We start from the raw sequence: 13,669 nt of genomic DNA, 5'->3' as shown, positions 1-13,669 counted from the left end.
TAAAACTGATGAATCGTAATACCGCAAGGGTAATGCTATTATTCATGGTACTTGTTATAGGTATGGCAAATCTTATAAGCATTGGTGAGACAAAGAAGCAAGCAACACCAAAGAAGAATCCGGAAACCAAGCAATCTGTACCAGTACGATTAGGCATTGACCGGATTGATGCCTATTCACAGATTTTTGCAGGAAAACGAGTTGGTTTAATTACGAACTCTACAGGGATGAATAGTTCTTTTCAGAGTTCAGTGGATGTGCTGCATGAAAAAACAAATTTAGTCGCCTTATTTTCTCCAGAACATGGCATTCGTGGTGCTGCCGAAGCTGGGGATTCTGTGAACACCAGTGTTGATGAAAAGACAGGACTGCCCATTTATAGTTTATATGGTGCAACGAAAAAACCTACCCCGGAAATGTTGGCTGATATTGATGTATTGGCTTTTGATATACAGGATGTAGGTGCTCGTTCCTATACCTATATTTATACGATGGCTTATGCGATGCAGGCTTGCAAGGAATTGGGGAAAACTATGGTGATCTTTGATAGACCCAATCCAATTGGCGGCACTATGGTTGAAGGGAATCTTATCAAGCCCGGATTTGAATCCTTTATTGGAATGTATCCGATCCCAACAAGGCATGGCATGACGGTAGGAGAGCTGGCAAGACTATTTAATGCGGAGTTTGGTATTGGTTGTGACTTGGTGGTTATTGAAATGACAGGCTGGCAAAGAACCATGAATTTTGAAGAAACCCATTTGCCCTGGGTGATGACGTCACCTAATATCCCTACACCTGATACAGCCCTTGTCTATCCTGGAACGGGTATTTTAGGTGGTACTAATATTTCAGAAGGTGTGGGAACAACAAGACCTTTTGAGTTTGTTGGCGCACCGTGGCTTGATGCATATGAGCTGGCAGAAAAAATGACAGCATTACAGCTGCCTGGAGTGATCTTTCGTCCGGCTTACTTTACTCCAAACTTTGGATTATATCAAAATGAGGCATGTGCAGGCGTGCAGCTTCATGTGATTGATAAAAGGACATTCCTGCCTGTAAAAACAGGTATTAGCTTGCTATATACGATACAAGAAATGAGCGGTGATAAATTTTCCTTTACGCGTAATGGAAAAAATGAAAGCTCTATTGATTTGGTTACGGGTGACGACAGTGTTAGAAAAGGTACATATTCTTTAAATGAGTTATATAGTTTATGGGAAAAAGAGATGGATCAGTTTAAGACTATGTCTAAGAAATACTATTTATATTAAGTAAGCAGTCGAGAGCATCTGGTAAGAAACTTCTTCACTTTTATATTAGATCCATCTTAATACAACTGGTGTTAAAGAAAAATGGAAATAAATTACAAAAACAGTTAAGAAGAGCCTGTTATATTTCGATATATTTAATATAGAAGAAGTAAGGAGGGCGGTTCGAATGATTACTAAGGTATCAAGGGTTTATCCAATTGATTTCCAAAAGCATGACAACCCGCAATCCAGGGACGGAATGAAAAAGAAACAGCAGGAAGAGTTTAAAGACGTGTTAGCGAAAATGTTAAGCAATTCACCAATAAAGCCAGTGGGATTTAAAGGATAGGGATTTAGGCCGATTTTTTCTCTAGATTCACCTAGTCGCAGCAGGAAAATAAATTTAGTTTGAAGAAGTACTATACAAAGTTGTACAATGAGGTCAACAAAATTCAGTTGGGTTTTTAACACCAGCTGATTTTGTTGACCTTATTTGGATGAAGAAATCCTGATATGTAAGAGGAGCGTGTAAAAGATGTATTTGCGAATATTATACATCGATCGTATCGGAGTTGTTCATGATATTACCGCTATCCTAGCAAAACGTAGAATTAATATCGTATCTATGGAAGTTGAGAAGAATAAAATTTATTTGGAGTGTCAGAGCGTATCTGTGCCGCAATGCAAGGAATGCATAGCGGAACTATCTTGCATTATTGGCATACAAAGAATCGACGAGATCTCTGCCATGCCATCTAAAGAACGAGCTGAACAGCTTGATGCAATTTTAACATCTGTACATGATGGTATTTTATCTGTTAATTCTGATGGTCTTATTGCACAATACAATCCGGCAGCAGCGCGGATTTTGAATTTACCTGTGAAGAAAGCAGTAGGCAAACCCTTAGGGGCTGCCTTGTTTAAAAATCTGCTAATCCAGGAAACGCTGCAGACAGGCTGTCAGTACCATAATCGAGAGGTATATATTGATGGGGGTAATAGTTATTGTGTAGTCAGTACAATTCCTCTAAAGAATAATGATAATGAAGTTGTTGGCGTGGTTGCCTTAATTCGCGATACACAAGAAGTAAGAAGTCTAATGAACAACATGACAGCTTCCTTGCCGATGACCTTTGCGGATATTCCTTATGCTAGTGTAGTTATGGGACAAGTAGTCAACCAGGCGCGGCGATATGCTGCCAGCGATTCTACCATATTAATCCGCGGGGAAACAGGAACGGGTAAAGAACTATTTGCCAGAGCTTTGCACAGCTCATCAACGAGAGCCTCCGCCGCATTTGTACCGATTAATTGTGCTGCGATCCCTGAGACATTACTAGAAAGTGAGCTTTTTGGATACGCACGAGGGGCCTTTACAGGTGCAGCCAAGGGCGGAAAACCAGGGATGTTCGAACTAGCCAATGGTGGCACATTATTTCTAGATGAAGTAGGAGAAGTATCTGCCCACCTTCAAGTTAAACTACTGCGGGTACTGCAGGAAAAGCGGGTAAGGCGTGTGGGAAGTACGAAAGAAGTGGCTGTTGATGTACGTATTATTGCGGCAACCAACCGTAATTTAGAAGATATGGTTGCGGATAAAATTTTTCGAGAAGATTTATACTATCGTTTAAATGTAATACCTCTTTTAATACCACCCCTCAGGGAGCGCTTTGAAGACATTCAACTATTAGGAGAACTTTTTTTAAGACATTTTGCTGAGAAATTACATAATCCAGTTCAGGGTTTTTCTGCTGCTGCATTACAGCGGCTGCAGGATTATAATTGGCCAGGTAATGTACGGGAACTAAAAAATATTATTGAGAGATCAGTGAATTTAGTTGATAGAACAATGGTTCAACCAGAACATATCTTTTTGGGAAGGTTGTCTGGCTCCCAGACAGCACCGCCTACGGTGCAATTTGAAAAATATCAAACATTAGAAGAGCGCCTGGCAGAAGTGGAAGTGGTTATATTAAAAGAAACCCTTCGTCGTTTTCGCTCTTCGAGACGTATGGGAGCAGTATTAGGGTTATCCCATACGGCAGTATTAAAAAAATTACGAAAATACGACTTTTCACTGGATTGAATTGGAAATTTATGGTATTTAATTCAATAAAATGGAACCTATTCGTAACAGTGGAATCTATTGTGGAAATTAATAGTTCCGGAATAAATAGTTCTTGCTGGATTTTCGACTGACCAGCGAGGTTTTAAAATGTGACTACTTTTGAATTGAAACAAGTAAAAACCTGATATTTGTTTAGATAGAAGGGCTGATGTATCACAAAAATTCTCTGTTTGGCACGGTTTTTGCATTACTATAAGATCATAATACTAATAGTGTATTTATATATTGCTAAAATAGTATAACGAAAATGGAGGGAATTTATTATGATTATTGGCGTAGCAAAAGAGATTAAAAACAATGAAAACCGTGTGGGCCTGACTCCGGCAGGGGCAGAGGATCTTTGTAGAGCAGGGCATACTGTATTAATTGAAAAAAATGCAGGTATTGGTAGCGGCTTTTCTGATGAAAGCTATAAGCAAGTAGGAGCTACGATTATCGCTGATAAAAAAGAATTATTTGATACATCAGAAATGATTATTAAGGTGAAAGAACCGTTGACGCCAGAGTATGAATTATTTCATGAAGGTCAAATTTTGTTTACGTACTTACATTTAGCTCCCGAGCCTGAACTGACGAAGGCATTATTAGAGAAAAAGGTGATTGGTATTGCCTATGAAACCATTGTAGGCCGCAATAATTCATTGCCTTTATTATCACCAATGAGTGAAGTGGCAGGTCGTATGGCAGTACAAATTGGTGCGCAGTTCTTGGAAAAGCCTTGGGGCGGCAAAGGGATCCTTCTAGGTGGCGTACCTGGGGTAGAATCAGGTCAAGTCGTAATTGTTGGTGGTGGCATCGTAGGTACGAATGCAGCTAAGATGGCTGTTGGTATGGGTGCACGTGTTACGATTCTTGATAAATCCACAGATCGTCTTGCTTACTTAGATGATATTTTTGCTGGAAGAGTAACAACTGTTATGTCAAATAGCTATAATATTGCAAAATGGGTAAAACAAGCGGATCTTTTAGTGGGCGCTGTACTCATACCTGGAGCAAAAGCCCCTAAGCTAGTGAGCGAAGAAATGGTAAAAACCATGGAAGCTGGTTCCGTCATTGTAGATGTGGCGATTGATCAAGGCGGTTCAGTTTCAACGATTGATCGAATTACAACTCATAGCGAACCTACCTATACCAAGCACGGCGTAATCCATTATTCTGTAGCCAATATGCCAGGAGCGGTGGCTCGCACGTCCACCTTGGCCTTAACAAATTCAACATTGCCATATGCGCTGCAGATTGCTAATAAAGGCTGGAAACAAGCCCTTATTGATGATGCTGGATTAGCAAGAGGACTTAATGTTTATGATGGAAAAGTAACATTTAAGGCTGTAGCCGATGATCAGAATTTACCTTACACTCCCGTAACAACCGTATTAAGCTAAAAAGTTTGCTGATGATTAAACCTGCTCTAAGACTCCCATTTTTTATAAGTGGGAGTTAAGAGCTGCTAAGTGCGATTGCGATTCAGGTGAGTAAAACGCTAATCAAGCCCCCTTTAGTAAATCAACAAAGTAGCAAAAAGCATACTCATATCTGTGCTAAGAGTATGCTTTTTGCGTATATTATAAAACAAATTATCTGAATATATAGAATAATGGGATGATTGAATTTCCGCCATATCGGTGTATGATAGTTTATAATAAGGCCTGCATGGATTGTAAGGAGGTGGTCGTAAAATAACCTACCGTAATCCCAAGTATAATATATGAGGGGGAGAATTTGTGGAAAAAAATAATGCATTGCAGGAAGGATTGCATCGGGGATTAGAGGAACGTCATATTCAGTTAATTGCATTAGGCGGAGCGATTGGTGTAGGGTTATTTCTTGGAGCTGGTGCTGCAATAAAAGCTGCCGGTCCATCATTGATACTTGTATATTTCCTGGCTGGTATTATTATGTTCTATATTATGCGTGCCCTAGGTGAAGTAACAGTTGCTTATCCCGTTTCCGGTACCTTTAGTGCCCATTCCAATATTTTCTTAGGGCCTCTGGCTGGTTATATTACAGGATGGACGTACTGGTTTATGTGGGTTGTCACATGTATGGCAGAGATTACGGCAGTTGGGGTATATTTTTCCTTTTGGGTGCCGGAAGTGCCCCAGTGGATTCCTGCCTTGTGTGCTTTGGTTTTAATGGCATCTGTTAATTTAGTCAGTGTTCGTGCTTTTGGTGAGTTTGAGTTTTGGTTTGCTTTAATTAAAGTAGTAACGATTTTAGCGATGATTGTGGCTGGATCGGCCATGATCGCTTTTGGTGTTGCCAATCATGGGGTGGCAATCGGCATTTCCAACCTCTGGTCTAATGGCGGGTTTTTCCCTCATGGTATAGAAGGTATGATTATGGCGAGTACCATGGTAATGTTCTCCTATTTAGGCATTGAATTGATTGGTGTTACAGCCGGTGAAGCAAAAAATCCCGAAAAATCCTTACCGGCTGCGATTGATAAAGTGTTCTGGCGTATTCTCATATTTTATGTTGGTTCCTTAACGATCATAATGTCGTTATATCCCTGGAATCAAATTGGCACAATGGGCAGTCCTTTCGTTTTGACTTTCAATAAACTTGGAGTAAGGGCAGCAGCTGGCATTATCAACTTCGTAGTACTGACTGCAGCCTTGTCTTCTTGTAATAGTGGGCTGTTTAGTACAGGCAGAATGCTTTATAACTTATCATTACAAGGAAAAGCTCCAACAATGTTTAGTAAATTAAATGACCGCCATGTTCCTGTAAAAGGAATTTTGGTTTCGTCAGGTTTCTTATTGATCGGCGTAGTTCTTAATTATATGGTTCCTGCACAGGTATTTGTGTATGTTACAAGTGTTGCTACCTTTGGTGCTCTTTGGATATGGGGAATTATCTTGTTGATTCAGCTGAAGTATCGCGAGAGTTTGTCACCTGAACAAATTGCACAAATCAAATATCCGATGCCTTTTTCACCTATATCCAATTGGATCAGTTTAGCTTTCTTAGCATTCGTTGCCATAGCCATGTTCTTTAATCCAGATACTCGTGTTGCATTGTATATTGCGCCAATCTGGTTTGGACTGATCGCTGCTTCGTATTATGCGGCAGGAATGCATAAAGGTAATGGTCAACAATAGATGTATCTCTTTATAATGAAAAAACACCTGCTGAAGGTGTTTTTTTCATTACTAGTGCCTACGATAAGCTCCTTTTCTTGCAGGGAAATACTGCAAATGAGACGAATAATAAGACGTTGCAGTATTGTGTTCTTAGGAAGGGTTGATTATAAATGATGGAAAAAAACGCTGTAATTTTGCAGCAACGTATAGCTTCATTTTTAGTTTTACTATTGATGATGATTATTATCTTGGCAGTGCGCATTGGCTGGCTGCAATTCATCGACGGTGATCGTATGGCCGCAAAGGTGGCGAACCAAGTGAAAGACAGCCAGATTTTACAGACGCCTCGCGGAACGATTTATGATAGAGAAGGACGGGAGTTGGCAGTTAGCAATTTAACCAAGTCCTTATATGCAGATCCTTCTGAAATTAAAGACCCGGATATTATAGTATCGCTGTTGGCTCCGTTATTAGAAATGCAGCCTGGAGATATGAAAGAGCGATTATCTGCAGGGGGACGTTTTATTTGGATCAAGCGCATGATCGAACCTGGGGTGACAAAGCAAATAGAGGCTATTATCAAAGAATCCAATCTTAGAGGCTTGGGCTTTTTAGAAGAAAGTAAGCGGTATTATCCCAATGATAATTTAGCTGCTCACGTTTTGGGATTTGTGGGTACGGATGACGTTGGTTTAGATGGCATGGAACTGGCATTGGATAAAGTCATTAAAGGAACCTCTGTGGAACACTTCGTTGATACCGATAGCCGGGGCATACCCATTTTTAAGTCTATTTTTACATTTGCTCCACCTAAGCAGGGGAAAAATGTATACCTTACCTTAGATAGTACAATTCAATTTATTGTTGAGCAGAGCTTGGATAAGGCAATGCTGACTAATCGCCCCCAAGGGGCAACCGTGATTGTCATGAATCCCCACACGGGAGAAATACTGGCCATGGCCAATCGACCTACTTATAATCCCAATCAGTTTTATAAATATAGCATGCGGGAGTGGAAGAATCGGGCAGTGGCATATAATTATGAACCCGGATCTACCTTTAAAAGTGTTGTAGCAGCTGCTGCATTGCAGGAAGGACAGTTGTACCCCGAAGAGCGATTTATTGATAATGGCTATGTAGAAGTGTCAGGGCGGCGTATTCGAAATTGGAGTGACGAAAGTTATGGCAATGTTTCCTTTGTCGAAGTTATTGAAAAATCCATTAATACCATTTTTGTACAGATTGGTATGAGGCTGGGAGCTTATAAATTGATCGAATATGCCAAGGCCTTTGGTTTCGGCAAGGCAACGGGTATTGAATTACCCGGTGAGGAAGAAGGGTTGTTATTTAGGCCAGAAGATATGCGTGACTCTGATGTGGCGACGATGTCCATTGGGCAAAGTATTGCTGTCACACCATTGCAGCTCATTACGGCTGTATCGGCGATTGCCAATGATGGAGTACTCTTAAAGCCGTACATTATCAAAGAAGTACGAAATGTGGATGGATCTATTGAGCGTGAAGGGGTCACTCAATCGGTGCGTCAGGCGATTAGCCCCGAAACAGCTAATCGGTTAACGGGCTTAATGGAAAAGGTTGTATTGGAAGGTGGCGGTAAAAAAGCTTCTATTAAAGGATACCGTTTTGCAGGGAAAACAGGTACAGCAGAAAAGCTGCAAGATGATGGCAGTGGCTATTCTGCAGGACGTTATGTAGCCTCATTTGTTGGTTTTGGTCCAGTAGAAGATCCTCAAGTTGCAATTTTAGTTGTCCTTGATGATCCTAAAGGAAGCTATTATGGAGGTGAGATTGCAGCGCCCATTGCAGGCGAAATTTTAGGAAAAATTATGCGTCATCTTAATATTTACCCTCAAATTGCTAATGAATTTCCTGCTCCAAAAGAAAATATTCAAACGAGTTCGATGCCCTTGCCTAACATTCAAGCCCCTCCAGGAAAGGTAGTTGTACCGAATGTGGTTGGAAAGAGCATCCGTGAAGCAGGAGATGCATTAACGCAAGCAGGACTATCGATTGTTCCTGTGGGAACAGGTGTTGCGGTAAGACAAAGTATAATGGCAAATACAATTGTAGAAGCAGGAACAGAGATTAACGTTTATTTTGAAGCACGATAGGAATACTAAAACAAATAAATAAAGGGCGGCTTTAAGCCGCCCATGCATACGATTAAGGCTGTTTGTTCGCATCATATTGAGCAGTTAATGTGCCGCTAGTTGCTTGAGTGGTAGTTCCGCTCATGCCGGATTCATATTGCTCAATCATTCTGCGAACCATTTGTCCGCCCACACGTCCGCAGTCAGCGGAAGTCATGGTTGCCCAACCTTGAGAACGTACTCGATCAGCAATTCCGAGCTCACCAGCGATCTCATATTTCATGCGATCGAGTGCGCTTGCAGAGCCTGGGTTAACAGGTTTGTTACTTCTGGCCATTGATAATCACCTCCTTGTGTTGGTGTAATCATAGTATCAGCGAAATAGAAAGTGATTATTCGAGTTTATATTATGTAAATAGTTCCAATCGTAATAAACATTGAATGTGAATCATTGAACTTATTGCTATGGCAGGAAATCATTCTTTCATGACGAATTAACTGTATGAAAATGGTAAACGTGGAGTGAAGTATATGCATGAAATGTCCATTGCTCAAGGAATATTGGACATAGTATTAAAAACTGCTGCAGAGCATAATGCGGTAAAGATAAGTTGCATTAAACTGCTAATTGGCCAGATGACTCAAGTTGAGCCTGAATCTCTTAAATTTGGTTTTGCGGCTTTAGCTGCAAATACAATAGCTGATGGCGCAGTGGTAGATATTACGATTGTACCTCTGGTTGGCAAATGCAATAGCTGTGGGCAGCAATTTACAGTGGAACGATATTCTTTCCTATGTCCCCTATGCCACTCCGCTAATATTCTAGTGGTATCGGGCCGAGAGTTAGCAGTTGATTATCTGGAGGTAGAATAAAGTGCAAATAAAAGTGATGACTAATATTTTAGAGAGAAATGATCAGGTTGCTGCTGCATTGCAGAAACGATTTGAAAAAGCAGGTATTTTTGTATTAAATTTACTAGGGTCACCTGGTTGTGGCAAAACGTCTTTATTAGAAAAAACCATTAAAGCATTAAAAGAAACACTTTCAATCGCTGTTATTGAAGGTGATTTATTTACGGCGAAGGATGCCGAGCGTATTGAACAGTATGGCGTACCTGTGGTGCAGATTAATACAGGCGGTGGCTGTCATCTAGATGCGAATATGATTCAAGGCGTGCTTGACTGTCTTGACCTTGGGGAACTTGATATTATTGTTATCGAAAATGTAGGAAATCTGGTTTGTCCGGCGGAATTCAATATTGGTGAGGACTGTAAAGTAACGGTTCTTAGTATTACAGAAGGTGACGATAAACCTTTAAAGTATCCATTAATTTTTAAACAAGCCAGCGCTGTTATTTTAAATAAGGTAGATTTACTGCCATATACTAATTTTGACCTAAAAGCTGCAGAAAAAGACATTACTGCTATTCATCCTGGAGTTACCCTATTGCCAGTTTCATGCCAGACTGGTGAAGGACTTGAAGCTTGGTTCAATTGGCTTATTAAACAAGTGCAAATTAAAAAAGGCAAGGAGAGCAAGTGATGTTTAATCTGCAAAAGCTGGCACAAGAAATTGAACGTGTACGCGTACATCTTCATGAATTGGTAGAAAAAAAATCAGGTAATTTAATAGACCCAGAAGTTGCAGAAGTCAGTATTCAATTAGATAAATTAATTGTAGAATATGAGAGAGTAAAAATGCAGCACGTAAGACGATGAGCGTATTTCATAGGTACAAAGCCCCGAATTAACGTCTCTTTGTCACCTATTTTTTTGCTAGGAGGTTAGATATGTTTAATCGACCTGTATGGGCAGAGATTGATTTAACAGCCATTGCTCATAATGTAACCGAAATCAGAAAAGCAACAAACCGTGATGCAAAAGTTTGTGCCGTTGTTAAGGCTGACGGGTATGGGCATGGAGCGGTAGCTGTTGCACGGACTGCATTACAGGCGGGAGCAGACCGTTTGGCCGTAGCGATTGTCAATGAAGCAGTGGAATTAAGAAATGCAGGGTTTGAAGTGCCCATTTTGGTGTTAGGGTATACGCCAGTTTGTCAGGCTGATCTAGTGGTCAAGAATAATATTACGCAAACGATATTTTCTCTTGAATCAGCACAGGCTTTATCAGCGGCGGCCATATCAGCAGGTAAAACAGCTAAAGTACATCTTAAAATCGATACGGGCATGGCTAGAGTCGGCGTTAGCCCAACTGATGCAGGCGTTTTTGCAGCAGCAGTAGCCGCTTTGCCGGGAGTTGAAATCGAGGGCGTATATTCTCATTTTGCTACTTCTGATAGCTGGGACAAGGCCTTTACCTATGAGCAATACCGGCATTTCTTAGAAGCTATTGAATACATTAAGGGACAAGGCATTCACATACCCATCCGCCATATTGCCAATAGTGCAGCGTTATTAGAATTGCCCGAGATGCATCTGGATATGGTACGGCCTGGCATTATTCTGTACGGGTTATGGCCTTCAAATGAAGTAAAAAAGAGTTTGCTGCTTAAACCAGCGATGAAGTTTAAAGCTCAAGTCGGCTTTGTCAAGGATGTACCGCCTAACTCGTCTATAAGCTATGGAAGGACTTATTATACGGATCAAAAGAGTAGAATTGCCACTCTGCCCGTAGGCTATGCAGATGGTTGGTCTCGTTTGCTGGCGGGTAAGACGCAAGTATTGATTCATGGTCAGCGGGCCCCTATCGTCGGACGAGTCTGTATGGATCAGTGTATGGTTGATGTCAGCCATATTCCTGATGTTACCATTGATGATGAGGTGCTTTTATTTGGCGGAGCTGAATTGCCAGTGGAGGAAATTGCTCAGATCATGGGAACGATTAATTATGAGATCGTATGCATGGTAGGAAAAAGAGTGCCTAGGTATTATATCAGCAAGACTTCTTAAAGAGCATCTATATACAATGCAGTAAAAAACTTGATAGGGATAACAGGTAGTATCAGACCCACTCCACCTTTATAGCTGGTGAGAGTGGGTCTTTTCTACTCTTTGCTTGAATGCTTGTCAGGAAAATTCGTCAATTGTAAGTCTTTTGGTGGGAAGGTAGGAAATTAATAGAATATGTCGAATATACTTCTAGAAATCAGTTGGAGGTGTTGGTGTGGTTGGTGAGAAAGATTGGGAGTTGTTTAAGCAAAAGTTTAATGCAAAATCAAGCATTAACCTTAATGATTATAAACCGGCTCAGATGCAGCGACGGATTAATAATTTAATGACTCGGTATGGTGTGAATACATATGTAGATTTTTTTAACTTATTGGATAAAGATGCGAAGATGTACAAGGAATTTGTTGATTATATGACAATCAATGTAACAGAATTTTTCCGAACACCAGAAAAATTCTCTGAGCTGGAAAGCAAAGTGCTGCCAGATTTATTAGCACAAAGTCCTAAACTTAATATTTGGAGTGCTGGCTGTTCTGTTGGCGCTGAGCCATATTCCTTAGCAATGATCTTAAAGGATATAACGCCAAATGTAAAACATCGAATTTTAGCTACAGATTTGGATGTAGAAATGCTGGCAAAAGCCAAAAGTGGTATATATACCAATACTGAGTTCAAGAATATTTCTACTGGCAGAGCTTCTAAATATTTTAAACAAGCTGGTACTACATATACGATTGATGAAGATATCCGTTCTCGGGTAGAATTTAAACGTCACAATTTATTGCTGGATAAATTTGATACCGGATTCGATTTAATTTTATGTAGAAATGTAGTTATTTATTTTACCGAAGAGGCAAAAGATGGCTTATATCGAAGATTTTTAGGTGCTCTTAAGCCCGGTGGTGTATTATTTGTAGGTGGCACAGAAGCCATCCTAAATTTCCGTGATATTGGCTTTAGCCAATACATGCCATTTTTTTATCGTAGACCTCTATAAAGCAAACGAGATCAGTTAGAGTTAGAGTGCTCCCCAGCTGGATAACAAACGAAAGGTACGCAATAAATATTGCAGTAAGATTTTACTATTCGTGCGTTCTTCTATGGTTTGGCCCGATGTAATGTCTACGGTTTTTATTGCTTGCTCATGAACAAGAAAGACAATTTCACCAATCTTTTGCCCCTGATATACAGGGGCTTTTATTTGTTCTGGTAGATTAACATAGACGGTAACATGCTCATAATCTGCGGTTGGCACTACTACACTTGCATTATTACTCACTACCGCATCGATCAGAGGTCCAAGGCCTCTTTCTACAGGAATCGATCCTAAAATATCACCTTTAACAGCATATTCATATAGTTCAAAGGCATCAAAGCCGTATTTTAATAATTTCATGGAGTCATACCAGCGGGAATGATCATGAAGTACAACCGCAATTAATTTCTGATTTCCCCGGGTAGCGCTGGAAATTAGGCAAGGGCCCGCCTGATTGGTGGTTCCTGTTTTGACCCCATCCGCCTCTTCCAATAACCATAATAGTTTATTGGTATTTTTGAGACTTTGATCATGTTCTTTGCCTTTTCGATCGAGCCATTCAATATTCGTTTCTTTCGTGTTCACAATCATAGAAAAAGTCGGATTGGTTAACGCATATCTGGCAATCCAGGCTAAGTCAAAGGCTGTAGAATAATGGTTGACAGCAGTCAGACCATGGGGATTGACAAAATTGCTATTGGCAGCATCCAATGATTGGGCCTTATCATTCATAAGCATAACGAAATTTTCGACAGAACCAGCCAAATGCTCCGCAATCGCCACGGCTGCATCATTGCCTGAACGCATCAAAAGACCGATCACTAGCTCCCGCATGGAAATGAGCTGCCCCGTACTTAAATGCATGGAAGAACCTGTTGTATTGGCAGCTCGAGCGCTGACCTTTACCTCTTCATCTAGTCGTCCGCTTTCAATAGCAATGATGGCTGTTAGTACTTTTGTGGTACTGGCAGGAGCATTGCGAATATGACTATTCTTTTCAAAGAGAATTTGCCCTGTTTTTGCATCTATTAAGATGGCTGCTTGAGCCTCAATTTTTGGTGGTGAGCTATTGGCAATGGGTGTAGCTAAAGTAAAGAAAAGGCAAAATAGGAGTATGACGTTACGAGCAAATGATATCCACATATGCAT

General features: G+C 40.5%; 13 protein-coding genes. 11 read left to right on the top strand and 2 right to left on the bottom strand.

Features of this window, described 5'->3' with window-relative positions; all coding sequences use genetic code 11:
- Positions 1-8 precede the first annotated feature (8 nt).
- From LMF89_RS07995 to LMF89_RS07970, 6 genes are all read left to right on the top strand, one after another.
- A complete protein-coding gene (locus LMF89_RS07995) occupies positions 9-1,274 on the top strand; it encodes an exo-beta-N-acetylmuramidase NamZ family protein (protein WP_229534573.1) in 1,266 nt (421 codons plus the stop codon).
- 166 nt (positions 1,275-1,440) lie between these two features.
- On the top strand, positions 1,441-1,602 hold the full coding sequence (locus tag LMF89_RS07990; protein WP_229534572.1) for a hypothetical protein: 162 nt from the start codon (positions 1,441-1,443) through the stop codon (positions 1,600-1,602).
- A 186-nt stretch (positions 1,603-1,788) separates the two neighbouring features.
- Positions 1,789-3,339, top strand: coding sequence for a sigma 54-interacting transcriptional regulator (locus LMF89_RS07985; protein ID WP_229534571.1), 1,551 nt, complete (start codon positions 1,789-1,791; stop codon positions 3,337-3,339).
- A 305-nt stretch (positions 3,340-3,644) separates the two neighbouring features.
- Complete coding sequence (gene ald / locus LMF89_RS07980) at positions 3,645-4,763, top strand: alanine dehydrogenase (RefSeq protein WP_229534570.1); 1,119 nt, start codon at positions 3,645-3,647, stop codon at positions 4,761-4,763.
- Positions 4,764-5,102: 339 nt separating this feature from the next.
- Positions 5,103-6,482 carry an amino acid permease gene (locus tag LMF89_RS07975; RefSeq protein WP_229534569.1) on the top strand — a complete coding sequence of 460 codons (1,380 nt, stop codon included), beginning with the start codon at positions 5,103-5,105 and terminating at the stop codon, positions 6,480-6,482.
- Between the two features lie 152 nt (positions 6,483-6,634).
- A complete protein-coding gene (locus tag LMF89_RS07970; RefSeq protein WP_229534568.1) occupies positions 6,635-8,596 on the top strand; it encodes a PASTA domain-containing penicillin-binding protein in 1,962 nt (653 codons plus the stop codon).
- A gap of 52 nt (positions 8,597-8,648) precedes the next feature.
- Here the strand turns inward: LMF89_RS07970 and LMF89_RS07965 are convergent, their stop codons facing one another.
- On the bottom strand, positions 8,649-8,912 hold the full coding sequence (locus LMF89_RS07965; RefSeq protein ID WP_229534567.1) for an alpha/beta-type small acid-soluble spore protein: 264 nt from the start codon (positions 8,910-8,912) through the stop codon (positions 8,649-8,651).
- 194 nt (positions 8,913-9,106) lie between these two features.
- Between LMF89_RS07965 and hypA the strand changes: the two genes are divergently transcribed.
- From hypA to LMF89_RS07940, 5 genes are all read left to right on the top strand, one after another.
- Positions 9,107-9,448, top strand: coding sequence for a hydrogenase maturation nickel metallochaperone HypA (gene hypA, locus LMF89_RS07960; RefSeq protein WP_229534566.1), 342 nt, complete (start codon positions 9,107-9,109; stop codon positions 9,446-9,448).
- A 1-nt stretch (position 9,449) separates the two neighbouring features.
- Positions 9,450-10,118, top strand: coding sequence for a hydrogenase nickel incorporation protein HypB (hypB, locus tag LMF89_RS07955; RefSeq protein WP_229534565.1), 669 nt, complete (start codon positions 9,450-9,452; stop codon positions 10,116-10,118).
- Positions 10,118-10,294, top strand: a complete 177-nt coding sequence (locus LMF89_RS07950; RefSeq protein WP_229534564.1) for an aspartyl-phosphate phosphatase Spo0E family protein — start codon at positions 10,118-10,120, stop codon at positions 10,292-10,294. The genes hypB and LMF89_RS07950 overlap by 1 nt, the downstream gene beginning before the upstream one ends.
- Before the next feature lie 71 nt (positions 10,295-10,365).
- Positions 10,366-11,484, top strand: coding sequence for an alanine racemase (gene alr, locus LMF89_RS07945; protein ID WP_229534563.1), 1,119 nt, complete (start codon positions 10,366-10,368; stop codon positions 11,482-11,484).
- A gap of 214 nt (positions 11,485-11,698) precedes the next feature.
- A complete protein-coding gene (locus LMF89_RS07940; RefSeq protein WP_007935824.1) occupies positions 11,699-12,481 on the top strand; it encodes a CheR family methyltransferase in 783 nt (260 codons plus the stop codon).
- Positions 12,482-12,502: 21 nt separating this feature from the next.
- Here LMF89_RS07940 and LMF89_RS07935 read toward each other — a convergent pair whose 3' ends face one another.
- Positions 12,503-13,663, bottom strand: a complete 1,161-nt coding sequence (locus LMF89_RS07935; RefSeq protein WP_229534562.1) for a D-alanyl-D-alanine carboxypeptidase family protein — start codon at positions 13,661-13,663, stop codon at positions 12,503-12,505.
- Positions 13,664-13,669 lie beyond the last annotated feature (6 nt).

Source organism: Pelosinus baikalensis, from assembly GCF_020819555.1.
Classification (GTDB): Bacteria; Bacillota; Negativicutes; order DSM-13327; family DSM-13327; genus Pelosinus; species Pelosinus baikalensis.
This window is presented reverse-complemented; position numbering and strand designations above follow the sequence as displayed.

Excerpts from the sequence above, each read along its gene's own strand:
- alr (WP_229534563.1), top strand. The coding sequence starts at position 10,366 with ATGTTTAATCGACCTGTATGGGCAGAGATTGATTTAACAGCCATTGCT.
- hypA (WP_229534566.1), top strand. The coding sequence starts at position 9,107 with ATGCATGAAATGTCCATTGCTCAAGGAATATTGGACATAGTATTAAAA.
- LMF89_RS07935 (WP_229534562.1), bottom strand. The coding sequence starts at position 13,663 with ATGTGGATATCATTTGCTCGTAACGTCATACTCCTATTTTGCCTTTTC.
- LMF89_RS07970 (WP_229534568.1), top strand. The coding sequence starts at position 6,635 with ATGATGGAAAAAAACGCTGTAATTTTGCAGCAACGTATAGCTTCATTT.
- LMF89_RS07950 (WP_229534564.1), top strand. The coding sequence starts at position 10,118 with ATGTTTAATCTGCAAAAGCTGGCACAAGAAATTGAACGTGTACGCGTA.
- LMF89_RS07995 (WP_229534573.1), top strand. The coding sequence starts at position 9 with ATGAATCGTAATACCGCAAGGGTAATGCTATTATTCATGGTACTTGTT.
- LMF89_RS07985 (WP_229534571.1), top strand. The coding sequence starts at position 1,789 with ATGTATTTGCGAATATTATACATCGATCGTATCGGAGTTGTTCATGAT.
- LMF89_RS07990 (WP_229534572.1), top strand. The coding sequence starts at position 1,441 with ATGATTACTAAGGTATCAAGGGTTTATCCAATTGATTTCCAAAAGCAT.
- ald (WP_229534570.1), top strand. The coding sequence starts at position 3,645 with ATGATTATTGGCGTAGCAAAAGAGATTAAAAACAATGAAAACCGTGTG.
- LMF89_RS07965 (WP_229534567.1), bottom strand. The coding sequence starts at position 8,912 with ATGGCCAGAAGTAACAAACCTGTTAACCCAGGCTCTGCAAGCGCACTC.